This window comes from Hymenobacter sp. HSC-4F20 (genome assembly GCF_019599275.1).
In the GTDB taxonomy this organism is placed as follows: domain Bacteria; phylum Bacteroidota; class Bacteroidia; order Cytophagales; family Hymenobacteraceae; genus Hymenobacter.
The window spans coordinates 292,721-318,521 of the sequence record NZ_JAHZTD010000002.1; the positions used below are offsets into that span (position 1 = coordinate 292,721).

Annotated in this window: 35 protein-coding genes and 1 pseudogene; 1 reads left to right on the forward strand and 35 read right to left on the reverse strand. The window is 59.4% G+C overall.

Features of this window, described 5'->3' with window-relative positions:
• Window positions 1-58: 58 nt before the first annotated feature.
• The 4 genes from K3G63_RS10925 to K3G63_RS10940 form a co-directional block, all read right to left on the reverse strand.
• On the reverse strand, window positions 59-610 hold the full coding sequence (locus K3G63_RS10925) for a hypothetical protein (protein WP_220614163.1): 552 nt from the start codon (window positions 608-610) through the stop codon (window positions 59-61).
• A gap of 3 nt (window positions 611-613) precedes the next feature.
• Complete coding sequence (locus K3G63_RS10930; protein WP_220614164.1) at window positions 614-1,210, reverse strand: hypothetical protein; 597 nt, start codon at window positions 1,208-1,210, stop codon at window positions 614-616.
• Window positions 1,211-1,288: 78 nt separating this feature from the next.
• Window positions 1,289-2,386, reverse strand: a complete 1,098-nt coding sequence (locus K3G63_RS10935; RefSeq protein WP_220614165.1) for a hypothetical protein — start codon at window positions 2,384-2,386, stop codon at window positions 1,289-1,291.
• Between the two features lie 60 nt (window positions 2,387-2,446).
• Window positions 2,447-3,745: an ATP-dependent Clp protease proteolytic subunit gene (locus K3G63_RS10940; RefSeq protein ID WP_220614166.1), complete on the reverse strand. Its 1,299-nt coding sequence runs from the start codon at window positions 3,743-3,745 to the stop codon at window positions 2,447-2,449.
• A 278-nt stretch (window positions 3,746-4,023) separates the two neighbouring features.
• Between K3G63_RS10940 and K3G63_RS10945 the strand changes: the two genes are divergently transcribed.
• Window positions 4,024-7,254, forward strand: a complete 3,231-nt coding sequence (locus K3G63_RS10945) for a hypothetical protein (protein ID WP_220614167.1) — start codon at window positions 4,024-4,026, stop codon at window positions 7,252-7,254.
• Here the strand turns inward: K3G63_RS10945 and K3G63_RS10950 are convergent.
• The 31 genes and pseudogenes from K3G63_RS10950 to K3G63_RS11090 form a co-directional block, all read right to left on the reverse strand.
• Complete coding sequence (locus tag K3G63_RS10950) at window positions 7,251-7,658, reverse strand: hypothetical protein (protein ID WP_220614168.1); 408 nt, start codon at window positions 7,656-7,658, stop codon at window positions 7,251-7,253. The two genes, K3G63_RS10945 and K3G63_RS10950, sit on opposite strands and share 4 nt — an antisense overlap.
• A gap of 51 nt (window positions 7,659-7,709) precedes the next feature.
• A complete protein-coding gene (locus K3G63_RS10955) occupies window positions 7,710-8,111 on the reverse strand; it encodes a hypothetical protein (RefSeq protein WP_220614169.1) in 402 nt (133 codons plus the stop codon).
• A gap of 18 nt (window positions 8,112-8,129) precedes the next feature.
• Window positions 8,130-10,280 carry a hypothetical protein gene (locus K3G63_RS10960; protein WP_220614170.1) on the reverse strand — a complete coding sequence of 717 codons (2,151 nt, stop codon included), beginning with the start codon at window positions 10,278-10,280 and terminating at the stop codon, window positions 8,130-8,132.
• 3 nt (window positions 10,281-10,283) lie between these two features.
• The gene (locus tag K3G63_RS10965) at window positions 10,284-10,643 is read right to left on the reverse strand and encodes a DUF3307 domain-containing protein (RefSeq protein WP_220614171.1); all 360 of its coding nucleotides are present in this window, start codon (window positions 10,641-10,643) and stop codon (window positions 10,284-10,286) included.
• The gene (locus K3G63_RS10970) at window positions 10,640-12,436 is read right to left on the reverse strand and encodes a hypothetical protein (RefSeq protein WP_220614172.1); all 1,797 of its coding nucleotides are present in this window, start codon (window positions 12,434-12,436) and stop codon (window positions 10,640-10,642) included. The genes K3G63_RS10965 and K3G63_RS10970 overlap by 4 nt, the downstream gene beginning before the upstream one ends.
• A gap of 3 nt (window positions 12,437-12,439) precedes the next feature.
• Complete coding sequence (locus tag K3G63_RS10975; RefSeq protein WP_220614173.1) at window positions 12,440-12,946, reverse strand: hypothetical protein; 507 nt, start codon at window positions 12,944-12,946, stop codon at window positions 12,440-12,442.
• Window positions 12,947-13,181: 235 nt separating this feature from the next.
• Window positions 13,182-13,589 (reverse strand): hypothetical protein, encoded by a 408-nt coding sequence (locus K3G63_RS10980; RefSeq protein ID WP_220614174.1) that lies wholly within the window; start codon window positions 13,587-13,589, stop codon window positions 13,182-13,184.
• Window positions 13,586-13,768, reverse strand: a complete 183-nt coding sequence (locus K3G63_RS10985; protein WP_220614175.1) for a hypothetical protein — start codon at window positions 13,766-13,768, stop codon at window positions 13,586-13,588. Before K3G63_RS10985 ends, K3G63_RS10980 begins: the two co-directional genes overlap by 4 nt.
• On the reverse strand, window positions 13,765-13,989 hold the full coding sequence (locus K3G63_RS10990; RefSeq protein ID WP_220614176.1) for a hypothetical protein: 225 nt from the start codon (window positions 13,987-13,989) through the stop codon (window positions 13,765-13,767). Before K3G63_RS10990 ends, K3G63_RS10985 begins: the two co-directional genes overlap by 4 nt.
• A 127-nt stretch (window positions 13,990-14,116) precedes the next feature.
• A complete protein-coding gene (locus K3G63_RS10995; protein WP_220614177.1) occupies window positions 14,117-14,737 on the reverse strand; it encodes a hypothetical protein in 621 nt (206 codons plus the stop codon).
• Complete coding sequence (locus K3G63_RS11000) at window positions 14,737-15,963, reverse strand: terminase large subunit (protein WP_220614178.1); 1,227 nt, start codon at window positions 15,961-15,963, stop codon at window positions 14,737-14,739. The genes K3G63_RS10995 and K3G63_RS11000 overlap by 1 nt, the downstream gene beginning before the upstream one ends.
• Complete coding sequence (locus K3G63_RS11005; protein WP_220614179.1) at window positions 15,914-16,435, reverse strand: hypothetical protein; 522 nt, start codon at window positions 16,433-16,435, stop codon at window positions 15,914-15,916. Before K3G63_RS11005 ends, K3G63_RS11000 begins: the two co-directional genes overlap by 50 nt.
• Window positions 16,436-16,503: 68 nt before the next feature.
• On the reverse strand, window positions 16,504-16,848 hold the full coding sequence (locus K3G63_RS11010; RefSeq protein ID WP_220614180.1) for a hypothetical protein: 345 nt from the start codon (window positions 16,846-16,848) through the stop codon (window positions 16,504-16,506).
• A 31-nt stretch (window positions 16,849-16,879) separates the two neighbouring features.
• Window positions 16,880-17,203 carry a hypothetical protein gene (locus K3G63_RS11015; RefSeq protein ID WP_220614181.1) on the reverse strand — a complete coding sequence of 108 codons (324 nt, stop codon included), beginning with the start codon at window positions 17,201-17,203 and terminating at the stop codon, window positions 16,880-16,882.
• On the reverse strand, window positions 17,196-17,402 hold the full coding sequence (locus K3G63_RS11020) for a hypothetical protein (protein ID WP_220614182.1): 207 nt from the start codon (window positions 17,400-17,402) through the stop codon (window positions 17,196-17,198). The genes K3G63_RS11015 and K3G63_RS11020 overlap by 8 nt, the downstream gene beginning before the upstream one ends.
• Entirely contained in the window at window positions 17,399-17,905 is a 507-nt protein-coding gene (locus K3G63_RS11025) for a hypothetical protein (RefSeq protein WP_220614183.1), read from the reverse strand. Before K3G63_RS11025 ends, K3G63_RS11020 begins: the two co-directional genes overlap by 4 nt.
• Window positions 17,902-18,087 (reverse strand): hypothetical protein, encoded by a 186-nt coding sequence (locus K3G63_RS11030; RefSeq protein WP_220614184.1) that lies wholly within the window; start codon window positions 18,085-18,087, stop codon window positions 17,902-17,904. The genes K3G63_RS11025 and K3G63_RS11030 overlap by 4 nt, the downstream gene beginning before the upstream one ends.
• A gap of 58 nt (window positions 18,088-18,145) precedes the next feature.
• The gene (locus K3G63_RS22810) at window positions 18,146-18,736 is read right to left on the reverse strand and encodes a hypothetical protein (protein WP_259404416.1); all 591 of its coding nucleotides are present in this window, start codon (window positions 18,734-18,736) and stop codon (window positions 18,146-18,148) included.
• A 67-nt stretch (window positions 18,737-18,803) separates the two neighbouring features.
• Window positions 18,804-19,361, reverse strand: a pseudogene (locus tag K3G63_RS23160) (DNA cytosine methyltransferase); the annotation flags it as partial.
• Window positions 19,362-19,433: 72 nt separating this feature from the next.
• Window positions 19,434-20,276: a hypothetical protein gene (locus K3G63_RS11040; protein ID WP_220614186.1), complete on the reverse strand. Its 843-nt coding sequence runs from the start codon at window positions 20,274-20,276 to the stop codon at window positions 19,434-19,436.
• A complete protein-coding gene (locus tag K3G63_RS11045) occupies window positions 20,158-21,267 on the reverse strand; it encodes a hypothetical protein (protein ID WP_220614187.1) in 1,110 nt (369 codons plus the stop codon). The genes K3G63_RS11040 and K3G63_RS11045 overlap by 119 nt, the downstream gene beginning before the upstream one ends.
• A gap of 62 nt (window positions 21,268-21,329) precedes the next feature.
• Entirely contained in the window at window positions 21,330-22,271 is a 942-nt protein-coding gene (locus K3G63_RS11050) for a PolC-type DNA polymerase III (protein WP_220614188.1), read from the reverse strand.
• Window positions 22,272-22,274: 3 nt separating this feature from the next.
• Entirely contained in the window at window positions 22,275-22,541 is a 267-nt protein-coding gene (locus K3G63_RS11055; protein ID WP_220614189.1) for a hypothetical protein, read from the reverse strand.
• A 54-nt stretch (window positions 22,542-22,595) separates the two neighbouring features.
• Window positions 22,596-23,561 carry a hypothetical protein gene (locus K3G63_RS11060; protein WP_220614190.1) on the reverse strand — a complete coding sequence of 322 codons (966 nt, stop codon included), beginning with the start codon at window positions 23,559-23,561 and terminating at the stop codon, window positions 22,596-22,598.
• Window positions 23,562-23,648: 87 nt separating this feature from the next.
• Window positions 23,649-23,870 carry a hypothetical protein gene (locus K3G63_RS11065; RefSeq protein WP_220614191.1) on the reverse strand — a complete coding sequence of 74 codons (222 nt, stop codon included), beginning with the start codon at window positions 23,868-23,870 and terminating at the stop codon, window positions 23,649-23,651.
• Between the two features lie 70 nt (window positions 23,871-23,940).
• Complete coding sequence (locus K3G63_RS11070; protein WP_220614192.1) at window positions 23,941-24,180, reverse strand: hypothetical protein; 240 nt, start codon at window positions 24,178-24,180, stop codon at window positions 23,941-23,943.
• A 25-nt stretch (window positions 24,181-24,205) separates the two neighbouring features.
• Window positions 24,206-24,328: a hypothetical protein gene (locus K3G63_RS22815; RefSeq protein WP_259404417.1), complete on the reverse strand. Its 123-nt coding sequence runs from the start codon at window positions 24,326-24,328 to the stop codon at window positions 24,206-24,208.
• A 12-nt stretch (window positions 24,329-24,340) separates the two neighbouring features.
• Entirely contained in the window at window positions 24,341-24,754 is a 414-nt protein-coding gene (locus tag K3G63_RS11075) for a hypothetical protein (RefSeq protein WP_220614193.1), read from the reverse strand.
• A gap of 6 nt (window positions 24,755-24,760) precedes the next feature.
• Window positions 24,761-24,997: a hypothetical protein gene (locus K3G63_RS11080; protein WP_220614194.1), complete on the reverse strand. Its 237-nt coding sequence runs from the start codon at window positions 24,995-24,997 to the stop codon at window positions 24,761-24,763.
• A gap of 69 nt (window positions 24,998-25,066) precedes the next feature.
• Complete coding sequence (locus K3G63_RS11085; protein ID WP_220614195.1) at window positions 25,067-25,456, reverse strand: hypothetical protein; 390 nt, start codon at window positions 25,454-25,456, stop codon at window positions 25,067-25,069.
• A gap of 80 nt (window positions 25,457-25,536) precedes the next feature.
• Complete coding sequence (locus tag K3G63_RS11090) at window positions 25,537-25,716, reverse strand: hypothetical protein (RefSeq protein ID WP_220614196.1); 180 nt, start codon at window positions 25,714-25,716, stop codon at window positions 25,537-25,539.
• Window positions 25,717-25,801: the final 85 nt, after the last annotated feature.

Below are 25,801 nucleotides of genomic sequence, written 5' to 3' on the forward strand. Positions count from 1 at the left end.
AAAAAGGGCTGCCACTACTAGCAGCAGCCCTTTTTCAGGTAGGCAAAGGGCAGGCAGGTTAGTCTACCTGGTCCAGCTCCTTTTTCTTGGTGTCAATGGCCTCCCGGAGTTGGGTTTCCGTCAGCTTTTCGTCCGGATCAGTCTGGAATAGCTCTTTGTAGTCGGCTACGGCCTGCTGCTTGGGGGTCAGCTTCTTGGGTTCGGCGGGGGCTTCGTCCTCGATGGGTTTGCCGTTCTTGAGGAAGGCGTGCTTAAAGCCGTTTTTGATGAAAAACTCGGCGCCCTTATCGGTGAGGTTGTCGGCTTTGAGGGCCTCCGAGTAGGATTCGTGCACGAAGGTTTCGTTTTCGTACCCCGGGGCGAGGCTGTAGGCGGATTTTGCCATGAGTTCAGGATGTTGGAGGCGTTGGAAATGGGCCACGTAGGCGGTGAGCAGGTCCACGTACCCTTGAAAATTGCAGCTGGTGCAGCCGGCGGCGGAGTTGCCCGTAATGAGCCCGTACAGGGCGTGCAGCTCGGCGATGTATTCGTTGGTGCGGCGCTTGGAGTACGAGGCGGCTAGCCAGGCCTGGGCCCGGCTGGCTACTTCCTCGGTGTAGAGCACGGCCACGGCTTAGGCAACTACTTCGGCACCGGTTACCAGTGCGTCCAAGTAGGCGCGGCTGGCGGCCAACTGGGTGAGGCCAGTGGTGATAGGAGCCTCGAAGAACATCGGGAATTCGGGCTCTTTACCAGTGAGCGTCGTTTTCATGATGTTGTTGTCGTCGGTCAGGACCGTACCCGTACCGTCTTCGCCGGTGCTGGTTTCGTTGCCGTAGGACTTGAAGTACACGCGGATGTCGCCGCTGGCCAGTTCCTGAAACACCACTTTGCCGCCGGCCCGCAGGAACTCGGTGATGGCGTCGAGGTCGTTTTGAACTTTGTAGGCGTACTCCTGAATCAGGGTCTGCTCTACCTCCATGCTACCGTTTTCGTTGGTAGTGGATTTGTGCTGGCCGCTGCCCTTTTTCGGACGCCCAATGGCTTTGATGCCCTTTTCCCCTTCCTTCAGGGTGAAGCCGGAAAGAGCCCCGGTCGTGCTGTTGCGGGTTTCGGCCCCGGTGAACTGGTCGAACTGGAATACCCAGCTGTTGCGGTTGATGCCGCCGGGCTTAGGACACGCTTTGCTTGTTACGGCCTTGGTGATGCGGTTGCAGATATCGTCTGGCATGAGTTCTTGTCTCCTTTCGAAAATGGCCCTAGGTGTTGCAGCACCTAGGGCAGATTTCACGAGTGATGGTCAGATAGATTAGACTGCGAAGGCGACCAGGATATCGTAGGCAAAGCCCGAACCCAGGCGGAAGAGTACACGCCACCAGTTGATGCGCTCCTTGCTCTCGTATTTGAACTCGGCCGTGGTCATGTCCGACTCCAGGTCGGTGGCCCAAATGAGGTTACGGGGCAACGTGTACAGGGCCAGGTGGGGCGAAGCCGCGGGGAAGTCGGCTTTCATGAACTGCTCCCACACCTTGAGCTGCTTGATGAGCAGGCCGTCGTAGGTCAGCGTCTTGGTAGCCGCATCGTACACCAGCTTGGTTTCCTCCTTAGGGTCTTCCAGCGTGGGTTTGGTCTGGGCACGCTTCTTCGCCAGCGCATACAGGCTTTTGGTCAGGAAGATGGCCTTCTGGTCCTCGTCAATATCCTGCAACTCGTCGCTGCAGTTCTGGGTGAGGTCCTCCAGCAGGTCTTCGATTTCGGCCGGGTTGGCCTTCAGCGCAGCGAAGTCGATGTTGGCGGCCCGGTACATGCCGTTACCCGCAGTAGAGTCGGCGGTAGGGTTTTTGGCCAGCAGCTTTTTGCGGATACCGTCCGTCTGGTTGTAATCCTTGCTGGCATTGGTGCGGTCCCCGAGCATCCACACGCGGATGGCGTCGCGGTACACGGTGGGCGTTACCATGTCGTTGAGGGCCAGATCAAGCAAATCACCGATGATGCCCTGATCCTCTACCGAGAGGGCGGCTACGCCACCTTCTAGGTAGGTGCGAACCAGTTCCTCAATCTGGGTGCCGGTCAGGTCGGAATCGGTGGCATGGCCGGCGGCCAGCATGCCCTGCAGGATGGTGCCCTCGAAGGTTTCGGCGCAGTCCTGATCCTGAGCCATGAGCTTATCAACGCTGATTTCGTTGGTCACCCATTTGGCCAGCGTGCCGGTGGGCACAAAGGCGCCGCAGCCCGTATCCCGTACGGTTACTTTGTCCTTAGCCAGCAGGCCCTGAATGAGCACGCTGGTTTTGATGTTTTCAATGACGCGGATGCCCAGCTCGGCCAGCGTGGGCACCTTACGGGCCGGCATCGTTACGATGGCAACGGGCGGGCGGTAGGCGGGGGTATTCTCGAAGAAGGGCATAGCCGGTTAGAGAAAGTGAAAAATTGAGGGGAGTGCGAAAAAGTCAGGGAAGCCGACGACCTACATCGTGCCGTGGTGGGCCGCTTTCGGCTTAGGCTTGCCCGAGTTCTTGGGGTCTACCTGGGGAGCAGGCCGGCGACCCGTAGCCGAGGGAGTAGGCGGCACGGTACCTTTGAACTTCTTCAGTTCTGTTTGCAGGCTGGCAATCGTCTCCTCGTCCTGCTTGCGACCATCTTCTAGCTGCTTCAGGCGGTTCATTACCTCGCTCAGGTTTGTGCTGTCCTCGGTAGTGTTCTCCGCTTCGTCCTCCGACTCGGCATCAGTGATGGTCTCCACGACGCCGCCCGCTACCGTAATAGAGCGGCCATCGGCCAACCCGTAGGTGCCATCTTCGGCGGCTTCAGTCAAGGCTTCATCATAGAACACAGCGACGCCCTGAGCCAGTGGGCCATCATGGTAGAGCAGCGCCCCATCCTGATCCGTCTCGGTGCTTTGCACTTCCGCTACGGGCTCTTCTTCAGCACCTTCAATGGTGGCTTTCACCCCGAGCTGCTTCGCTAGATTGGCTACTAGCAGAGCATTAGCTTTTTGCTGAGCCGTGGGCGCAGCTTTCTTGGCCCCGGCTTTGGGGGCCGTCTTCTTGGCTTTTTCTGCCATGGGACGTTGGGAGTTAGTAGGCTTGGGAAAGGCCGCTTTCGGAGCCGGCTTGAAGCGGGCTTGGGTTGCCCGACGGTTCACGCGGGCTACGGCTAGTTTGAATTGGGACAGGCGGGCCTGGGCTTCCGCCCCCGAGGGGGCCTTGCTTTTCAGCGGGATGACCTTGGTGGCAAAGCCGAAGTCCTTGGCTTCCTGAGCCGTCATGAAGCGGTCCGTGCTCATCAGGGCCACGACATCCGCCTCGGGCTTGCCGGTGCGGGCCATGTAGATATCCCGAATGGCCTGCTCTTCGCGGTCCAGCCGGTCAGCATCAGCCCGCAGGCCTTCGCTGCGCTGCGAGTAGGTGCCCTCCGGAAATAGGGGCCGGTGGGTCATCCACTGGGCGGTATGCTCCATTTCCACTGCATCGGCAGCCAAGGCCACGATGGTACCCGAGCTGGCGCACAGGCTCATGATGTGGGCGCGAATGGGCAGCTTCAGGCTCTGGAGGTAGTTGTATACATCCATGGCATGCCGCACCGAGCCGCCGTAGCAGATGCCGAACTGCAGCAGAATGCTATCGACTTCCTGACCCTGATAGTTGGCCCACTCGATCTGCATCTTGATGTTATCGACGGTGAAGCCAGGTACATAGTCGTACTCGTCCCAGTCAATGAAGCCGGGGCCGATGTTTTCACCTACTGGAATAACGAGTTCTGGCATGTCGCAAATCCGCCCATTGGGGGCGGTGCAACAAAGGTTCAGGGGTAAGTAGCCAGCCTTCAACTTCTTGTATGAAATTGCTCTGGTATTACTCTAAGAAGACCTATGCCACAGATTCATTTGAATCCTACCGAGAAGACGGCAGCCGAAATTCGGCGTCAGGCTGCCAAAGCGGGGGTGTCTGTCAATGCGTACCTGGCCCCCTATCTCAATGCCATCGCTGATAAAACCTTACAGATGGTGCCCCACTTCCCAGCCCCTAAACCCGCCGCACACTAATGGCAGAAGAAACCGTCCTGCTTCGCGTCCAACTGGACGAAGGCAAAACCACCGACCGGCTCAAGCAGCTGGTACTCGACATTGAGGCCACGCGCCGGGCTCAGTCGGACCTGAACATCATGCGCCGCAACGGTATCGTCAACGATACCGAGTACGCCGCCAAAACTGTAGCCCTGCAGGACCAGCTCAACAAGCAGCGGCAAGAGCAGACCGCGCTTACCAAAAACCTCGACCTCTACAACAGGGCCGTGTCGGGGGTTGGTGATTCCTACAAAGCCACCCAGGCCCAGCTGAGCCTGGCCCAGCGCCAATATCAGGAGCTAGCCGGCTCCGCTAACAACAGCACGGAGGAAACCCAGGCGCTGAGCAAAATCATTGATGAGCTGCGGGGTACATTGCGCACTACAGATGAGGGCATGGGCCTGTTTGTCAGAAATGTAGGCCGGTATTCGGGTGCAGTAGAGCCTCTGATTGCTGAGCTAAAGCGCCTCGAAATCCAGCAGTCCCAGCTCAGCAAGGACAACCCCGCGTATGAGCAGCAGCAGATGCGCATTGTGGGCTTTCAGCAGGCCATCAACCGGGCCGGCGCCGAAGCGGGCCTGACCTATGAGCAGACCCAGGCCAAGCTTACCAGCTACGGCAATGCCGTTACGCCGGTGGTAGAGAACTTGGTACGTCTCGAAAATGAGCAGGCCAAAGTAGCCGAGGGGTCAGAAGAGTACACCAAGATTGGCTTTCGGATTGCGGCGGCGAAAAAGGAGGTGCAGCAGCTGGCTGAGGCTACGGCAGAGGTGCCCGAGGAAAACAAGAAGGTAGCCGACTCGCTGGAAGAGCTGGACGAAGTAACCGGCGCGTTTGGCGGTAACGTGGGCCGATTGAAAGGAGCCTGGGAGCAGGCCAAGCAGGGGGCCGATGCCGCCAAGCTGGGGCTTACTGGGGTGCGCGGTGCTATTGCCGCTACCGGCATCGGGGCCTTCATTATTGCGCTCGGGCTACTCTATGAATATTTCACCAAAACGGATGAAGGTGCCGAGGATTTGGCTGCTGGCCTGGCCTTTTTGAAGGGCGGGTTCTCCGTGCTGGAAGGCATCGTAATTGGAGCGGGCAAAGCCCTGGTGCTGGTGTTCACTGACCCCAAGCAGGCTGCCAAAGACCTGTTACAGTTCCTCGAAAGCCAAGTCATGAACCGTGTCAAGGCCTTCGGCGTCATCTGGGACGGTATCCGGAACGGCGACGCCAAGGGCCTGACCAATGGCATCTTGCAGTACGCGACGGGGGTAGAAGACAGCATCGGCAAAACCGAGCGGCTGACGGCCGAGATTGGCCGGGCCGCGGCGGCAGCTCGGGACTTGAGCAGAGCAGAAGACGAGTTGGACCAACAGCGTAGCGACTCGCAGATTACGCTGGAAAAGAATAAGAACCTGATTGATAAGTTGGTGTTATCGGCGCGGGATCGTAACCTCTCGGAAAAAGAACGGTTGGCCAACCTGGACCGAGCCAGTAAACTCGAAACCGACAATCTGAACACCACCATAAAGCTGGCTACTGAAGCCGCTAGAATTGCTCGGGTTCGGAATGAGGAAGCTGTTAGGGCAGGTAAAACCTCTGATGAGTTGCGGGATGCGCAGGTAGCTGCGCAGGTAGAGCTTATTAAGCTGGAGGGACAATCAGCTAGCTTGCAGCAAAGCATTCAGAACCGCCGGAGTGCGCTACTCCAGCAGCAGGCAGCCGAGGACAAGGCCACCGCCGACAAAGCGCGGGCCCAGCGCGAGAAGGATGCCGCGGCCGTCCTGGCTGCTCAGCAGAATGAACTGAAGGTACAGCTTGGCTACCTGGACCTGGAGCTGCAAGGCGTGCAGAAAAACAGCGCAGAGGAACTCAACATTTTGCAGCGCAAGCTAGCCACGCAGCGGCGCCTGGAGCTAACGGCTAAAGACCTGACCGTACGACAGAAGGCTCTGATTGATGCCAAGTATGAAGCCGACTCGCAGAAGCTAACTGAGGATAGTGCACAACGCCAACTGGTGCAGGAGCTGGCCAACGCCCGCACCCTGGTTGCGGCGCAGCTGGCCGTGGCTGCGGATGGCAGTGAGCAGCAGTTGCAGGCCCAGCGGGAGCTAATTGAAAACCAGTTGCAGCAGGAACTAGCTGCCTTGGACAAGAAGCAGGATAACACGGCCAAGGAGAAAGAACTACGGGCTAAAGCTGCCAAGGACTTGGCGGAACTGGAATTCAACCAGTCGCTGACTGCTCTCGAAAACGAGTTGCAGGCCCGCCGCAACCTGATAAACCAGGAATACGCCAGCGGACTTACAACCAAAGAGCAGCAGGAAGCCGGACTGCTGGCCATTGAGCGCGCGGGCTTAGCTGCCCGGCTGGTAGCCCAGCAGGACTACGGCCGGAGCACGCTGGAAACCCAGGCCCAGATAGCCGAGGCCGAAGCCGCGGCACGGGATAAGAAGGCGGCCGATGATGCCGCCGCGCTGGAAAAGGAGAAGGGCGTTCAGCAGGCCCGCAAGGAAGCGGCCGGCGCCGTCACCGATACTGTTATCGAACTCTTCGGAGAAGAGACGGCAGCAGGGCAGGCAGCGCTGGCTCTGAAGAAAACTTTTGCATTGGCTGAAATCGCCATCAACCTGCAACGTGAATTATCGGCCATCGGCACGGCCGCCGCTGCTAACCCGCTCAACATCCCCACGGCGGGTATTGCTGGCCTGACGCAGAACGCTATTCTGACTGGTATTGCCATTGCCAAAGCGGCCGTGCTGACTGCGAGGGTGCTGGTATTTCGTCGGGGCGGCATGGCGTATGAGCCTGATGGCAGCATTGCCCAGGGTCCCAGCCATGAGCAGGGCGGTATTCCGCTCTACAGCCGGCGCACCGGTCGGAGCGTAGGTATTGAGATTGAGGGCGGCGAACCCGTGCTAACTGCCAATGTGAGCCGCACCCCGCACCTACTGGCCGCAGCCTCAGCTATCAACGTCGCTGCTGGCGGGCGCCCGCTGGTAGCACGTACTATCAGCCCGTTGCGGCATATGGCACTGGGTGGGGTAACGTCGTCTGCTCTGGTGCGCGAGTCGTTGGCTGGCGCGCAGCAAGGCATCGACTACGAACGATTAGGTCAGGCAACAGCAAAAGCCCTACGGCAAAGCCCGCCCATTACGCGCATTGTCGACGTAAAGGACGGGCTCGAACGGGATGCATCTACTCAGACGCTGGCTAACGATTAGCGTTTCTGATTGAGGTGCTCGGGCTTTTCAGCAGACGGGGCAGGCAGGTCATGTAACTTGCCTGCCTCTGCTTTTGCTAGGGTAGCGGATGGTATGTCTAGGTACTTGCGTTCAATGTACGCGGAGGCTTGCCCGTTTTTAAAACGAGTGCGCTTGCTGTCAAGTGCTACAATGCACAGCGTTTCACCGTCTGCGTTGGTTGGCATAATATCTTGCAGCTCCAAGGTATCCCCTTGATCCGCCAATACTACCACCTTTGAGGGCATATCCTTGTCGTGCACCTGCTGCCCATTATACAGTGGCACGCTGTTTCCCTTGATGGTAACCGGGTTTTTAAACTTAGGGCCAGTATCACAGGCTGATAACAATACGGCGGCTAGCGAGAAGTAGAGTAGTTGTTTCATAGCCACAACGATACGAAAAAGCCCCGACCTGTGTAGGCCGGGGCTTTTGGCTTATATGCTGCTGGAGAAGTGCGTGTGCTTTTTATTCAGCCACTTCCTGTCTTCTTCTTTAATCAGCTCATACTCCACCTCAATTTTAATTTCAGAAATGGAGCCGTACTCACCTTCAGGCCACTTGGGTTTGCCAATAAACATGATGGCCTCGCCTGAGTGCTTGAGGTAAACTAATGAGTAGTCCTCGTCACATTGCTCCTCCATGAGCATGGGCCGACAGAACTCAATTCCTCTGGCAGCTAAAGCCGGATTGAATGCCTCTAAGCCAATAAGCAGCACCTTGTCAATGGCTTCACGCCCCGATTTCTCTATAAACTCATAGACATACTGCTCAACCATATTGGTTTGTTGAGCAGTATATAACTCCTGAATGCTAAGGTTGGGGCGTTTCATTTCCATACTGGCAATATACGATGCCTAAAAGAACTCCGGCCTAGTCGGCTGAGTATGAAATTCCGCCGGCGCAAACTCTCCGCGCGCGCCCGGCTCCGGAGCGACCAGAAATGAAGGATGCAGGCGCAGCATCTCCACCTCCACACTGCGCGTCGACGTGTACTCATTGATTTTGGAGATGGAAAAGTACCCCTGTAAGCCCGCGTCCCAGACCGGAACGTTCGGCTCTGCCAGGAACTCGGCAATGTCGCGGGGGCTGAGCCGGTACCGTTCTTTATGGTAGCGGCACTCGGTGAGCATGGCCCCCAGTCCGGCCCAGGCCACCGGCAGAATATAGGCATCAGCATCCAGCGACACATCTTCCCCGTCCTCCACGAAGTAGGAAACCGGCCCTTCCACCGGCCGCCGGACGGCACCCTCTACCAGGCTGAGCTGCTGGGTCCGGGTGGAGCGCAAGGTAAGCCGGGGCTTAGGCGTGCTGCTGTCGTACTCCGTCTCAACGAACGGGTCTTCGTTTTCCCGCAGGGTATAGTTGCGAATCAGCAGCAGGCCGGGCTGGGCCGTGCTCCGCTCCGAGGCCGCGAAGGGGAGCGTTGTCAGGGTGTAAGAAGCTGGCAAGGTTTCATCGGCAATTACTAGGGTGCCGTTGCCGTAGCCCTTGCGTACGCTCTCCTCCTCCGCCCACTGAAACAGGTTGCGCTGGCCGAAGCCCCCGAAGCGGTAGGCCACGCTGCGGGGCTGCCCAGTAGGTAAATCTGGCGCGTCTCGCTTATTAGTCCAGTCGCGGGCGTAGGCCGCGTTGTCGAGCACGGCCCGCGAGGGGCGCAGGGTCAGCCTATCCTCGTAGGCATCGGTCTGCACGGAAAAGCCGCACACCTGCACCAGGGACTTAAAGAAGTCCAGCTGCTTCATATCCTGGGGCAGCCACTCGGCTAGGTTTACTTCCGCTCCGGGCGGCTGCTCTGGCAGTACATTGACCTCGAATTTATGGCCGGGAATGGTCTGCCCCCCGCTGTTGAAGTTGGCGTACTCGAAGATGCGAAAGCCCCACTTATCAATCGGTGCGCTGCCCACGCCGGCAATGCGCAGCACGGCCGTCAGCTGCTCGCCGGCATTGAGTAGCAGCCGTTCAGCCGTAGCCGACACGGAAAACGGGTTGGTTTCCCCTTCCTCGAAGTCGCTCATTTCCACCGAAGACACCCAGGGGCCTTCTGACACCTTGCGGCCGTTTACGTGCAGCTCTACGCGGGCCTGGGCCTTACCCAGCCGGACGGTGGAGTAGATGAGCCGCAGCACGGTGCGGGCCTGCACCTGCACGTACATGGCCTTGTCAGCGGTGAAGCTGTAGGCTGCCGCATTGTACACCCCGGGCACCGTGGGCACGATGGGCGGGGTAGTGCCCAGAGGGCGTATATAGCCATCGAAAGGAATCGTTTTCACTACGTCCGAACGGTTGCTGTCAGGCGCGCCATCGTCCTCATGATCGGGGCCCACGTCGACGCGCAGGCGGCGGGCCTTCACGAAGTCCTCCGCGTACTGGGCCGGGGCCACGGCCGGCACCTGCAGGCGGGGCAGCAGCCCATCCGCCGGGTAGTCGACAGCGAAGCCCGCTTCGGTGGCCAGTTGCTCCAGCACCAGCGGCGCGGAGAGGGTTGGCCAGAGGTCGTAGGGGCTCAGGTTGGCTACGTCCAGCGGCCGGCCCCGGTCGTAGAGTTCATAGCTCCAGCCGTTGGCCGCCGCGTAGGCAGCTGTAGCCCGCTGAGCAATATTGCCGATGGTGCGCAGGTGAGCGAACCGGGAGAAATCCAGCTCACTCAGCTTCTTTTCCCCCAGGGCTTCGACAAAGCGCTTGTTGCCGGCCACCAGTTGCAGTTGATATGCGCCGCCTTCGTAGCCCTTGAGCAGCAGCCGGGCCCGGGGCATGATTTCCACGCCTTCACTGAGCAGGGTAACGTTTGGCAGTGACTGGTAGGGCACGCGGGCCGTGCTGCTGTCCCAGGCGGCATGACCAAGTAGTCGGTGGTTGTGGCTGGTGCCGGGTACGCTGAACTCCGGAGAGAAGTCCGACTGAATGCTTTCCGGCTTGAGCAGATCGGATACTTGGAAAGAAGGCAGGATAACCGTGTCGGGCGAAAGGTCCACAGCTACCCCGCCGATGAGGAGTTGATTGCTCATGCGCTACAGGTAAGCAATAGCCAGAAAATTGATGAGCAGGTGCATGGTATTATCAATAATGACCATGAGCCAAAAAGCGATAAAGGGTGGCTTATCAGCTGGGTACCCAAAGGGGCCTGCCTCCAGCACGGACACCTGGTTGTAAAATCGCACCCAGTACTTAGCTAGTCGGTAGCGGTCAATCAGGAAGTGTGTGCCAAAAATCACGAGCCATGCCCACACAGAAGGCACTATCCAGGCAAATCCGATGGCATAAAGTAGCGCATGGATAAAGGCCCATTTATGGCTGCTGGTTTTATTGACAGCCATCTTATCTGACTGCAATACATAGTCTCCTAGTAGATGTAAAATCAACTGAATCATTGTCCCTGTACAAGCTGAGGCCGGGCCTCGGTGAACGAAATAGTGGCCTCATAGCGGCGGCGCCCTTCGCGGTAAGCCGGAAAGGTGCCACCCTTGAGCACCATGGGCACCCACTCGGAGCCGGGGCCCTCGGGCTGATACCAGGCCTGCACACTACGCCGCAGGCTGCGCAGCCCCTCCACGAAGGCCCGCTCAGCAAACACCCCTGAATACGCCTCCACCGTAGCCCGGGACGCCGCCCGACTACTGTAGCGTAATTCCTGGGTGGCTGCCTCCGTGTACGCCTGGCCTTCCCCGATGTCATCCCCGTAAGCCGGGGTGCCGCTGAACACCCAGTACCCGAAGCCGCCCTCCGGAGAGAGCCACCGGACGGGCAGCCCGTAGCGCGGGCAAGGCATCTGCACAAAACGCACCTGCCCATCTTCTTCCGGCACAGCCTGCAGGGTGTTCTCCGCCGTGCGGCGCGTGATCTGGTAGGGGTAGCCTGGCCAGATGGGCAGCACTCCCCCGAACGGAGTCAGCGGCCGGCCGGCGGCGTATGCCTCCAACTGCTCGGCACTGAGCACCGAATTCAGCGCAAAGCCCTGGGCAATCATCTGCCCGCCCATGCTCAGCGAGTAGCCTACGTACAGATCTTCGGTGAGGGCAGTAGGACTATTCAGGTCCAGGCGGCGGCTGCCACTGCTGAGCAGCGCCCCGACCTCAGAGCGCAGAAACGGGGCTAGGTTGAGCGTTGCCACTCCGGAGGCCCCCACGGTCGCCCGCACGGCGGCAACGAACGTGAGGGGCCGGGAATCAGCCAACGGGTGGCCTTCGGGAAAGCCCGCGTAGAGATCAGCCGCTACGAAAGCCGGACCATCGGGGTCAGGCTCCACTTCTACCGGGATACCCTCGGGCGCCCAAAGCCCCGACCAGACCGGCTCAGGCTCGGGCGTGGGCTCCTCGGGGTCTGGGTCCGGATCAGGATCAGGGTCCGGGTCTGGGTCGGGAACGACATACCCGCAGGCTATGCTGTTGGCCGTACGCTGCACCGTCAGAAACGGGTTCCCCAGGCTGGACAGAAAGGCCACCTGGGTAGTGCCTTCACAGAGTGGAGCAGCTACTTCCTCGCCGGTGGCGTACCCGCGTTCGGCTTCCGTCACACTGGCTATCTGGCCCGCGTTGGCAGGCGTCAGGTAGTCGTTGACCTGGCTCCCTACGGCCGCGGCCGCATCGTAGTACAGTTCATGCAGTACCCCGCGCGAGTCGGTGAACTGATCTTTCTTCACCCCTACACGCCCGGGCGGGGTAGGCGGAACTACGCCCGCAATGAAGAACTGCGCAGTCACTACCGCGCCGCTCTCGTCGCGCACGTACGCCGTGCGGTTGCCCGGCTCAATGTCGGTGTAGGACGTTTTGCCTGCGGTGTACTGGCTGTTGGCCACATCATCCAGCTTGGTTTCAAACACCCCTTGGGCCCCGGTTACCAGCAGCGTAGCGGTGCGGGCGGAAGCATCAGCTTCTACCTCCAGCGCGAGGGTAGCAGGCTGGTAGTAGTCCTCTTCGACTTGCAGGGAGGCGTAGGGGCTGCTATCTATGGCCGTGAGGGTTACCCGGTCGTTGCCCTCGCGCTGCTGGAGCAGTACGGCCCCCACCGCGTAGTCCCGCTGCGGCTGGCCGGCGGGCACCAGCGTAGGCGGCGGCACGGGGTCTACCTGCACAACGCTCAGGCCGCGAGCGGCGGGGTCGTTGCTGTAGTGGGTTTCGAGGGTGCAGTTATCGAAATTAAGAACGTCCAGTCGGATGGTGGCCATTGCTTAGGCGGTGAGGGCGTGGCGGAGTTCAGTGGCAATGGCCACCATTTCGCCCGCGGCAATGCGGGCCTTGAGCGTATTCAGGCGCTCGGGGGTGAGGATGTCAGAGAAGAGGCGCGAGGGCTGGCGCAACTGGTAGAGCAGCGTACCCTTCTTGTGGATGTTGTAGGCGGCGGCGTAGCCGAACTGCTTATAGGTGCTACCGGGCCGAAGGATAAAGCCAGGCTTATCCTGCGCCCATTGCTCCAGAATGGTATGCAGCGGGTCGCCGCCGCTACTGGCCCCAGTACCCGTAGGCCCGCGGCCAGTGATGAGGGCCTGCACATGAGCGGGGCCCAGCAGCGTCAGGCTGTCATCGGTGGCCTCAAAGCGGGTGGCCTGCGCCGTGCGCCCACTGGCATAGGCGGGCTTGCCGTAGGGCTGCTGCGGATAGGTTTTGTAGGCTTCGATGCAGGCGGCTACCATCTCTGGACCTTCGGCAGCGAAAGCGGCTTTGGCTGAAGCTAGCATGAGGCGTAGTGGCCAAACTTCGTCGTAAGCTCTATGATCTGCTCACTGTCCTCCATCTTGCTGCGGTGCAGTTCTTTGCCGTATCCATCAAGAAAAACAGTGGTACCATCCTTTAGAACTCGGACTACATTCAGCTTTCCATCCCCATAGGCTTCAAATTCCCGAGGGCTATCTGTTGGCTGTGTCATTTCGCCTAGGCCACAATAGCCAAGGTCTTCACTGACTTCTGATTGTGTTAGCATTGTACCAAGCTGTTAAGTGAAAAATTGACCAAGTAGCCGGTACCAATGCCCGCGCCCTTGCGCAGCACAGGCACCCGGTCCATGAAGCCATCGACTAGCTCCGCTTCGTCGCCTTCCGCCAGCAGCAGATGAAAGCGCTGGGTCATCTTATCCATTTCATTCTGGATATGGATGCTGTCATCCGAGCCGTTTTCGTGCTCATCCTTGCCGTAGAAGCACATGGCTACCTGCGTGGTAATGCTGCTGCCCTTGAGCCGGGAAGGCATCAGGAAGAGGTGCGCCTGGGGAAAGGGAGCGTTGTAGTTGATGTTGGCCTGGGCCTGCTTGCCGTGCCAGAAGGAAGCGGCTCCGGCGGCAGTAGCCTGGGCTTCGAGGTAGGCGACGATTTCGGCGTGGGTCATAGGTCGTAGGAGACAGAGAAGGCGGCTATATCAATATTCATTTCCTTGACTAAACGCCTGATTTGGCGCAGGCTAACACGGATGGTTTCGCCGTGTTCCCCGAGGTAATCATCATCATCCAGTGCCCGATAGGCCCTGTGCAGTTCTGCCCTCCATTCGAGTAGCTCAGCGTAGGTCATGCGTCGTAGAGGCCAGAGGTGAGAGGTAGATAAGCCCCCACGGCACGGTTGAATTGACGTACCTCTGCACTTACCTTGAGGCTTTTGTTATAGGCGTCCCACTTGCGGTTGACCTTCCAGGCGAAGTATTTGCCTGCTAGCCGCTGCAAGAAGTTATTGCTGATCAGCGGAGCCCACCAACTAGCGTGAACCTCGTATTTCAGAATGTCGCGTTTAGTCATACCTACTTGATTTTCTCTCGGTGAATAGCTTGTAATCGTTTCTGGTAAGCAGCTCTGGCCTGCTCTAAGCGAAGCTTTCGGTACACGGTATCGGCATCGAGGGCGTAGACTTGCGCCCAGCTGATACCTAGGCTGCTGCTGAGGGCGTCGGTGGTGAGGGTCTGCCCAAACCGGTCAGAAAGCTCCTCCAGCCCGGCTTCGTATTCGTCGTCATCGGGCTCGATGTAGTCTTCGGGGTCGGCGGCGTGGCGCTCATGGAAAGCAGCCACGCCGCGTACATAAAAAGCACATCGGTCAGGACCTTGCCCACAGGTTCCTGTAGAATAGCTTCCCGCATGGCCTCCTCTTTCCCTTGGTCGTTGCGTCCGTACACCTCCCGGCATCGGTAGAGGGCATAGAGGTAGGGCGCGTACCACACATCAGGCTTATCAGGGTGTTCCTCGAAATGCTGGTTGGCCAGCACCAGCTGCCCATAGGTGGCACTGCCTGGGTCTTTCAGTCCTTCCGAAAGCGGGGGCTCGGGGATGGTGGCCGCGAAGCTGAGCAGGTTCATCAGGTAGCCCGCATCGGCCCAGGCCAGGCGGTCCAGCTGCTCGGGGGTGATGCCAGCCAGCACACATACGGCGGGCTCCGTGCTGCATTGCCAGTCGATGTACTGTTGCAGGCTCACATCATCCCAGGTGGTGGGCACCTGTAGGGTGATGGTCTCAGCGCCATCGGCGGAAGTGAGGGTGAGTTCGTGGCGCATTAGCGAACGATAGAGGGTTGAGCCGAGCGGCGGCGGGGCAGTGAGAGGGCGGGCAGCGTGGCTAGGGCAGCATAGCGCAGGGCATCCATGCCGTGGTTGAACTTGTCGATAGGCTCATTGGTGGGCTCCCCCGTGGCCTTGTCCAGTTTCCATTTGTAGGTGTCGAACTCCTTGATCAGGTTGATGCTGCGGCGGGTGATGTTGAGCTGATAGCGTTGGATGCTGCTGATGCCCGCCCGAACCGAATCAGGGCCTTTGGCAGCAGCCTCTACTGGCAGCCCCAGCCCCTGCAGTTGCTTGATGCTTTTCGGTTCCGCGGAGTCAGCTATGATGCGCTTGCGGCGGCTCAGGGGGTCGGCGGCCAGCAGCTCCCGGTAGATATCCGAATTCTCCAGCCCGGGCCCCCAGAGCACTTCATCCACCCACAGTTCCCCATCTTGGCTATAGAGGTCCACGGCGGCCGTGGGGTCGTTGGTAAAGCCGAAATCCAGTCCGCGGGCCAGAAACTTGGCATCGGCCGGAATGGCGTCCACGATGTGAGTCTTCCGGTAAATGAGGCCGGATATTTTACCCGTCTTGCCCCTGGCATACACCCGAAACAGTTCCTTGTCCTCCAGCTTGATATCCTCAATCTCCTGATGGTCCTGCTCACTCAGCCAGAGGTTGTGCCGGTGGTCGGAGATAATCAGCCGCACATTGGGCTTGCCAATCACCTTCTCATGTGCCCAGAACTTGGCCGTGGGGTTGTAGTCGAGCAGGATGCGAAACCGGGTACGGCGGGCCAGCTGCCAGTAAATCTGGTAGGTGATGCCGTTCGCCTCGTTTACGAACAGGATATCCCGCTTGCCGTTCTTGGCGCCCTGCTCGGTTTCGTAGGAGGTAAATTCAATCAGGCTGCCACTGAAGAAGCGAATGATGCGCTCAGTCTGGTTCCAGCTACTGATGTAGGGATGCAGCTCCGGGGTCCGGGCATAGATGGTCTCTGCATCCCGATACGCCCCTTTTTTCAAGTTCGGAATACTCTCGCCTACGACGGTGATCACCTGGTTCGGGCGCTTGATGGCCCACCAGTACAGCAGCTGCATGATGGTGTAGGTCTTGCCGCTGCTGGTGCCGCCCTGATTCACGAGGACTTTCTCGGGGGCGTTAAGGTTTTCGAGGTAAAGCGGGCCGGCATCAAACATCGTCGTCCACGTCTTTTTCCGAATTGGCCAGTGGCGGGGCACCGGTGTACACGCGGATTTCCGGCACGGGCAACGGCTTGCCATCGCCATCGGTCAGGGCCAGCTTCTCCCCATACTTCTTGGGCAGCACCTTCGAGGCGTACCACTTGCGCGCATCAATGCGCAGGGCACTGCGCTGCATCCATTCCTTGTTCGGGAAGTCGCCTTTCTCCGTACTGATGGTGTCGCTTTCGGCGGCCACATCTTCGACGGTGCGGTTGTCAGCAATGTCGATTATCTCATCAACGAGGGTTTCGGCCTGCACTCTTCGCGCGCGGGCGTACTGGTCTTGAAATGTGGCGTAAGGACCGCCTTCGGCATCGTCCTTCGCCAGCCAGACCATAACGGTGCCCTTGGCCGGCATGCCCTCCATCTGGCAGATGCGGCGCAGGCTCACGCCTTCCATGAGCAGCAGGCAGATGCGCTGGGCAAGGTCAGGGGTCAGCTTGGTTTCGGGACCGGGCGTGTTGGGCATAGCCCAAAGCTACCCCCGGCGTAGTGCAGCATTCTGGCTATAGTCCACCCCTTTGTTGCGTGAACCCCCTACACTTCTTGCAGGTGATACAGTCCAGGTTTATCGGCTACTTCTACGCCGAGCAGCAGCTTCACCCGCTTGCGTACCTGCTGTCCATCAAACAATACATCCCGGTTAATGAGGTAGGGAGTAAAGAAGCAGGGGCGGGTGTTGGGGGTATGGGTTAGGGGCTTGCCCACGCGGGGCCGGATGTCGAGGTACCAGGCACCCCCGCGGCGGGGCGGCGGTATCAGGTCTACCTGGTGGCCGGCCTTGATACCGAGCTGGGTGCAGAGTTCTTTCGATAACAGGACGCGACGGTTTCCAGAAACGGATAGCGTGGGTAGGTAAACGGCGTTGGGATTGCGAGGCATGGGATAACGGGAGAGCTAGGGAGAGAGTGGGTTAGCGACCTGGGCGGATGCCACAGGCTTCGGCGGCCTGGTCGAGGTAGTCTTTCTGGGCCTGGGTCAGGTCGTGGGCACACCAGCGGTAGCGGGGCTCTTCTTCGGATAAGTCCCAGACGGTGGAGCTAAACAGCGGCCGGGCTTTGCCACTGCGGCGGTGTTCTTTAATTTCTTCAGAGGTGCGGCGGGTGGCAGCAGGCGGCTGCGTATCGTTTTTCTGGCTGCTGGAAGCACTTCGGCCCGCATCCGGCGCGGTAGTGCCAGATGCGGGCTTGCGTTGCTGTGAGGCCCGGTATTCGGCCACAGACATTTTCTCAGTCATCGTCATCAACTAGGATGTGGCCGCACTCGGAGCAGATGACAGCCCCCGCCTCGTCACTGCCACACTCGGGGCAGGCATCGGGGTTGAAGTCATCGGCGTCGGTGTCGTCGTCCTCCCGGCAATCGGCACACAGCCACGCATCCTTTCCAATGCGAGTGCCGCACACCTGGCAGGTATTGGCGAAGTGCTGTTGACTCATTTCCCCTCACCTCCCTTCTCGCAGCCTGCGCAATCCGAGTTCAGGCAGTTGGCCCTACCACCATTGGAGAGAATGCTGGCGGCAATAATGGGCGTAGGGCACAGCAGCCAATGCCCAGTGCCGAGGTATTTTTCAAACTCGCTTCTGTTGCAGCATGCTTCGCTACCACTTGGATTGTCCCAATCAACCATGTGGCTGGTGATTGCGGTGATAGTACAGATTGCACTGGGGTTTGAGGCTGAATAGAATTTGTCGCCTACTTGGTACCCCAGCCCTTCCGGCTGCATCCAGGGCAGATCAATCGGGTACTTCCGGGCCAGCTGCTCCAGCGCCTCGGCATCATGGTCCGGCGTGGGCACCGGGCGCAGCTTCTGGGCGGCCATGTCGATAGCCTGATACAAAGTCCAGTCACTTAGGTCGGGTGTTTGGGCTACGTTGTCCAGCACCAACAAGGCTTCGTCAACGGATTCGGGGGTATACAGGGGTTTGGGGGTCGTATTCATCGGGTAGCGGATTGGGGGTTGGTAGTTCGTTTGGTGAGAGCCTTGCGGATGGCCCGTAGCTCGGTGGTGCGCGGGGCGCAAGGCCGGGTGCTGCTCCGTTCCGCTTGCTCCAGTAGCACCAGCCGGGCTTCTAGTTGGGCCACGGAGTAGGCGGCGGTGTTGATGTGGGGATGGTAGGTCATGCGTACAGGGCTATCCAGTCAGCAATAGCTAGGAAGAGCTGGTAGGCCACCTGGGGTACTATGGCGTTGCCGTAGCCTTTAAGCGAGTCCGTTCGGCCCGTGTCTTTCCTTTTGCTTTTGACTTTGCCCGAACCTGTGCCAGCTGCTCTGGGCTCAGTTCGCACCAGTCCGGCGGGTAGCCCATCATCTGGGCCACAAAGCGGGGGTTCAGTGAGCCGGAAGGCTGGTTGGTGTCCAGCGCCGCCTGGGCTGCCAGCCCAGGCGAGTTGCGCTCCATCTGTGAGGGAAACGCCTGCGAGTTCTTGCCATCCTGAGCGGTTGGGGTAGGCAATAACTTCTTTACCGCTGTGCTCAGCCCGTCCCCCGAATTGGCACTCATACCCTTGGCATTGTGGTTGCCGTGTACCGTGGGCGTAGGCAGGAAGGGCGCCACATCCGTGAACTGCGGGGCAAAGGGCCGGCCGTTGGCTGTGATGGTTTTCCGCTGCACTTCCCCCTTGTCGTTCACAAAGGATTCCGCTTTTCCCCGGGTCGCATCGGCAGCCATCGGTGTGGGCAGTAGCCCCATGTGTACCTGCTGCACAAGCCCCACTTGGGCCAGCCGCCCTGTGTGCTTGTCGTAGGCCCGCTGTCCTAGCTGGGCGGGCATTCCATCCTTCGTCACTAGCCTGTTCGCTGATATACCCGGCTCCTGAGCTGAGGGCGTGCGCCACAAACCAGAACCTGTCTCGCTTGTGGGGAGCACCGACACCTGCAGCTGGAAGTAGCACCGGTTGAACCTCGTAGCCTTCAGCTTCCAGGCCAGCGCACACTGATTCGAATGCCAGCCCTTTTGCCTGACTAAGCAGGCCACGAACGTTTTCGCCCAGAACCCAGCGCGCGGCAAGCTCTCGAATGACTCTAAGCATTTGCGGGAAGAGTGCCCGAGGGTCGTCATTGCCGAGCTTTTTACCGGCATCGGAGTAGGGCTGGCAGGGGAAGCCCCCGCAAACAAGGTCAATTGCTCCCCGCCATTGGGTCGCATCGAAGTGGCAGATATTACCATAGAGAACGGAGGTAGGCTGTGGCTGGCCTGGCTTCCATGCTTTCCACGCATCAATGATGGCAGTCAGCTCAGCGGGGCTCAGGTCCTCAGCGGGTACACACTTGAAATTTTTCATCAGCACCTGGCGGGGGAATTCTTCCCATTCCACCAGAATGACCGTTGCCCAGCCCATCCAGTGCGCTGCAAGGTCGAAGCCGCCGATACCGGCGAAAAGGCTACAGAGTCTCATGGGGTTGAAGGATAGGGAGTGAGGGAATAGCCAGGCCGCGTTTCTGGCATTCAGCGGCGACCAGGGCAAGGCTCATGCGGCAGCGGCTTGATTGCGGCGGAACTCAGCAATGGCATCAAGGGCCTCCTTGTTGCGGGTTTCCCAGGCATTATCTTCCATCTGCTTGAGCTGGGCTTCCGACATGCGGGGTATCTCCTCGCGGATGCGACGGGTGTAGCCAGCCTCATTCATCTGGCCTAGGTGCGGGGTAGCCGAATCAATGGCCTTGGCCCGCTCCACCTTGAAGGTCCGGCCCTGCTGGGCCAGCTGCTCACCAGCCGCCTTTACCTCCGCCGGCATCGGCGCCAGCGCGGCCCGTTCCGCTTCGCGCTGCTGCTGCTCCGCCTGGGCCTGCTGCTTGGTGAAGTCATTGAGGGGTACATACCCGAGGGCAACCAGATCAGCCACGTTCAGCGGGTTGCTGACGGCCTTGCCCGATTTCAACTGCTCATGCTCGTGCGTAGCCTGGGCCAGTACCAACGGGGTGCGGACCTCCTCATCGTAGGCAGCCAGCCAGTCGGTGACAATCTGCAGGTCCACCCGGTTGTAGTTCTTGCCCCACCGGCCGCGTGCCGCTTCCCGGAAGCAGAGCACCACCTCATCGAATTTGAGGTAGTAGAACTGCCGAAGCAGCTGAGGAATGGCCAGCGCAATCTGCACGGCGCTCATCCCGTTCTGCACGTTGAGCTGCTTGAGAGTAAAGGCCAGGGCCAGCGACAAGGCATTTACCGTCTCCTGCCCGCCTTCCCGGTTCAGCTTAGCCAGGGAGGTGGATTGTAAAGCCTTCTGCGGCGTCAGGGCCAGCGCCTGGTTGGCGTAGGTCGCCGTGTCCTGCTGCAGAAGCGAGGTAAGCGTTGGCGGCGAGTATATCGCCAAGGTCGAGGTCTTTGCTGTGGCTGCCAGCACTTGACCGGTGGAAGCGGTTTGAGGTACCATCGGGAGAAGGTTGTAGCGTGGGGTCAGAAGTGACCAATTCGTTTCGTTTGGCGTCCCGCGTCAGCCAGGACTGGATGTAGTTCTGCCAGCCCTTCTCATCGCGGGGCTCCAGATCGGCGGTTTTCACCAAGGCAGCGGCGATGTAGTGGGGAGCGAAGACAGCACCGAAGCGCAGGGCCCTGGCCAGGTCGGTAAAGCCCTGAAGCGTGGAAAACTTGCTCTCGGCAAAGGGCTTCAGGCTGGGATGCTTGGGCAGCGGCGCGCCCCCCTCGGTGTGCGAAGCCGGGCGTTGGGCCTTCAGCGAGTGGCGTAACTGGTCCCGCTGGTAGGTGACCTCTTCCAGGTCGGCCCCTAACTGCTCATTTTCATTTTGCAGCTGTGTAATTTTTTTTTCGGCGGCGGCGAGGGCGGAGCGCAGCGCCTCCACCTCCTCCGTCTGTTCTTTTACTTGGTCGTTCTTGGTCGTTTCCTTATAAGGCGACCCTGAATGTCTAGAGACATGACCACCGTTGTCTATAGACACATACCCTGTTTGTCTATAGACAGCACCACCATTGTCTATAGACATGCCGTTTTTGTCTATAGACAAATTGGATTCTTCCGCGTTTTCGAGCGCCACGTTCAGCGCCTCGACAGCGGCGAACTGCTCGGCCGCTGTGCCTTCGTAGCACCCCCGCAGGCGGGTCGTGGTGGTGATGCGGCGCAGCTTGGTGGCACCCGTCGAGTGCAGCAGGCCCAGGTCCTTGAGCAGCGACAGGGCGCGGCTGATGGTGCGCGGCGTGCCACCGATGCGGTCAATCAGGTAGGCGTTATCGGCCGTGAAGGCGCGCTGCTTACCGTTCTCTGCCATTTCGGCCACCTCAATCAGTACTGCCCGCTGGGTGCGGTTCAGGGCAGTAAGGCGGTTGAGATTCTGACGAATGGGAAGCATGAGGCGGGTGGGTAAGGAGCCGGGGCCATCGGCGTGTAGGAAGCGGTTGGGGGCGGTGCTCATCAGGCAGCGGCGAAGAGAGAGGGTTGGGCAGCGGACTTCTTGGCCTTGGCCGCACTGGTAGCGCCTACCAGGGTAGCCGGAATGGGCTGCTCCTGGTGCATGCGCTGGAGCAGCTGGTAGGTCATCAGCACGTCGTTCAGGGCGCGGTGGGCACCGACCACGGCAATGCCGAAGCGGGCGCACAACTCGCCTAGCTTGTGGGGCGCGGGGTAGCGGCTCTTGGCCACCACCACGGAGCAGAGGAAGGGATTCGCCAGCGGCTGGGTGGCGCCCTGCCGGGTGCGGGCTGCTTCCAGGTGGCGCAAATCGAAGGGGGCGTTGTGCGCTACCAGCAGCGAGTCACCGGCCAGCTTCTTGAACTGCTGGAGCACGGCCTTTTCAGAGGGCGCATTCCATAGGTCCGCCGACGTGATACCCGTTAGGCTTTTGGTATAGGAGTTTAGCGTACCCCGGAACTGAATGAAGGACTGCATTTGCTCTACTATCTGCCAGTTCTGCACCCGCACGGCCGCTAGCTCAATGGCGTAGCTGTCGGAGGTCTCGAAGTCCAGCACCGTGAAGTCGTCGAGGAAGTGAGCCTGTACCGGCTCGGGCTCGGGAGCCGAGTAGAGCTTACCCGTCTTGAGCAGGGCGGCTAGCTCTTTGGCCCTGGCCAGTTGCTCTTCCTTCTTCTGCAAGGCCACCTGTAGCCGCTCATGTGCAGCATCATACTCAGAGGCCGCACAGGGCAGCGCATCAACCGGCACATTGAAGGTGCGGCCTTTGTCCTTTTGCTCCTGCGAAAGCACTGGGCTTAAGTAGATAATGCCCGATTCATACTCGCAGATAGAGCACACGCCCGTAGCATCCTGGCAGTAGTACTCCATCTTCCAAGAGCAGGCGGGCTTTGCCTCGGTGCGCTCCTGGCACATGGTAGATCGGAGCTTGAAGTAGCTAGCCATGTGCTACGACAAGAAGGTTTGAGCCACATACCCGTACTCCTGCACCAATTCGCGCCAGTAGGGACGCGCTTTGATGGGCAGTGTGTCGGGCTGAAAGTCGAAGGGGACATTGATGCGCCGCACCCGTGTATCGAGGCCCAGGTTTACCGCTGGCAGATACAGGCGGAGCCGACGGCGTAAGTACTTCAGCCGATTGCGCTCCTTCTCCTCGGGAGAAATACCCCCCCCCGTTGAGTATAGTAGAATTGCTATTAACTTCCATGAATACAATGCGTTGAGTATGGCACCAAAAAGCCCCACCACCGCAGGCAGTGGGGCGAATGATTAGGCGGGTTGCAGTTGGAATTGGGCTAACAAGGCGCGGGCCTCCGCCCGCAGCTCAGCAGGCTTGGCGGTAATGGCCCCCGCCCGGAGGATGATAGCCTGGTAGGCACTATCGGGCATGTCTTTCTGATGCCGGGCAGCCGCGGTGCGCAGCTGCTTCTGGGCCGCTTCCAGCGCCTTCTTCGGGTCTTTGCGCTCCTGCACTACGCTGGGCAACTTGGCCAGCGTATTCTCTACCCAGGTAGCGGGGCGCTGATCTACCGGCACTGCCAGCAGCACGGCCCGCTCTTCTTCGTCGAGTTCAGGGGAGGCAATGAGTTGCACCAGCTTTTGCAGCTTGGCTTCCTCGGCTTTCAAGACTACTGGGGTAGCCTCGGCTACGGGTTCGGCAAGTTGAGCCGGCACCTGCTGCACTACTTCCGCGCTGGTTTCCTGCTCTGTGGGCAGGGGCGGCATGGGTACCGTCTCGGCATCCTTGATGGTGTCCAGTTCGGATTCATCCATCATGCCCAGGCCGCAGATCGAGAGTGTAGCGCGGCGCTTGGCCTTCGTCTCACACTTCATGTAGGCATTGGCCAGGGCCTCACCCTTCATGTTTTCGATGACCACGGCCCCGGTAGACGCATCGGTGCGGCCGGTCTTATCCTTCACCGAACAGGTGACAACCATCAGCCCGTTTTCGGTGCGGTGCTCCAGCTTGGTAACCGATACTTTATTCTGTTTGCGAAGCTGCTCAGTGCAGGACTTGGTTGCATAGAGCACTTCCTTTCCAGAGAGGCGCAGAATCTGGAAAGGCTGGGTGTAGGGGTTCAGCTTCAGCGACTCGCAGAGCTGGATGTAATAAGTAACGCGGGCCTTCGCGTCCATCTTCGAGAGGTCACCCCCGAGCACTAGGCGCTGAATGGTATCGACGGAAGCGGAGGCGGCGGGCTTGTCGGCAACGGCCGGAGTATTCTGATTTTCCATTACTTTGCAGTCGTAATCGGGTTTCGTGAAGGATTCCTGGTTGAGGTTTTGGCGGCGGCACCTTCGCGGGATGCCGCCGCTTCGCGTTTAGTGCACCTCCGCCCAGCCGGTGTAGGTATGGCCGGGGCCGATGGGGTAGGCGCGTTCAGCCTTCTGGTCGCCAGTGGGGCCAGCGACTACCTCTTGGCAGCTACTGAAGGCAAAGGCCGAGAGCAGCAGCACGAGCAGTAGGGCCAACAGCTCCAGACGGTTGGCACGCTGGGCCCGGGCCTGGGCCACTAAGCGGGGGTGGGAGAGCTTGGAGGGCATGAGCGAAGGGTTTTGAGGTGAGCGACTAGCTGAGCCAAGGTGCTGATGCAGGCGGTGCGGGGGACTTTCATCAGCCCACTACTTGCCGCACCTGCAGGCCAGGCACCTGCGTGAGACCATAGGCCGGGCGCGGCTTCTCGCTGCGCAGGATGCGGTCGGCGGCGTCGCGTACCTCCTGGCTGAGCTGCACCGTCAGGCGGGCGCCGCGGCCCGCGCGAGTCTCCGCGCACACGAAGCGGCCGTTATCGGTAGCCGTAACCGTGGTTTCGTTCATCACCTTGCAGAAGGTGGTAGTGAGGGTAATGGACATGATGTGAAGGATTGAGGGTGAGGGGTTAGGCAATGGCGCGGCAGAGGAAGCTTTTCTCTTTGAAGCCGCGGATTTCATAATTGGCCGTGTAGATGCGATAGCACAGGCGGCCGTGAACGTCAATGAAGAGGGCAGTTTGTAGGGGCATAAGAGGTATAGCTCAAGCAGCTTCTTTATCGTATTCGGTGTATTCTCGTAGCTTAATTGCGGCTTCTAACCGGGTGTATTCCCAGTCGATTTCAGCGCCCCGCAGGCGCAGCAGGTGCGGTTTCAAGGCTACCCGTTCCTCACTGCTCACCAGCTCATGCCGCACCAGATTCAGCAGCAGGTTGTAGCCGGTGGCGTCGTAGGGCTCCAGGGCGCGTAGCCCCTTCACGGCATCCTGCAGGCGAAGCGCCAGCTTGTGTTTGTCGAGCTTATCCAGCAGGGGCAACCGCTGCTGGGTGGCAGCCACGCGGCCGGCTGGCAGCAACGGATTGCTCAGCCAGTAAGCCAGGTAGGCGTCGATGTCGAGCCACAGCTGCGGCACGGCAACCTGAGTAGCGGGGTCGAGGTGGGCAGTGGTGCGGGACATGGTAGGCTAGGCTTGCAGTTGAATGACTTTGCAGGTATCAGAGAGGCGGGCTTCCTGGGCCTGTTCCAGGGCCTCGTAGATTTCCTCTTTCAGGTCGGGGTACTTCTCGCTGAGCTGGACCTGAATAGCATTGAAGTTTTCCAGCGGGTGCAGGTCGAGTAAGGCACTCATCAGCACGGCATTCGCAATCGGGCGCTCGGCTGGGTTGACGGGGGTAGCGGGTTTGAGGGAAGGGCTTAACATTGTATCTTGCAGTCGTAAAGAGTTCGAGTAGGGCCGGGTACCGTTCGCAGCGGTAGCCGGCTTTTTGTTTTAGGCGGCTTTGCGGTGGCTTACCTGCATGCCGAAGGACTCTTGCCACTCCTGCACTGCCTTTTCCGTCACGATGTATTTGTTGCCGATTCGGACGTGACGAAGCCCCCACTCCTTTCCTTCCTCGTAAGCCTTTAGCAATTCGTAGGCTTTTGTCTTCCCGCAGTCGAGGCGCAAGTGCAGCCGGTTGTCGTAGTTCTTCTCCGGGTTAGGCGTAGGGCTCTGTACATAGGTGCGCAGCATGATTTCTGCTTCCTTTTCTGCCTTAGCCACAGCAGCAGCTATGACTGCTTTTGCCTGGATGTCAGCTTCGAAATAGGTAGACCAGTCAGCGGTCTGAGTGCCCCCAGCTTGAGCACTGAGGTGTTGGTTGGTTGAAGGGAGAGGCATTGTTGAAAGTTGATGGTGGTTCGATACGTGGATTTAAGTGCTAACTCGTGCAAAAACGTGCAGAACAGGGCAAAAAAATATCAGGCCGCTACTTGAGCTTCCTGCCATTCTTTTAGCGCCACGGCAACGACTTCATCCATATTAGGCCGCGTGCCTTTTTCTATCTGAATGAGCCCCTGCTTTCGCCGCAAGGCGGCTTCTACATTGGGGTCAACTTGAGCCCGGATGTTGTAAGGGTCGCTAGGTTTTCTCTTAGCCATGGCGGTAAAGTGTGAATGAATATGACAAACATACATGCTTTAACGTGCAAAGTCAAGCATTGTTGTGCATTTGTTACACTTTTAT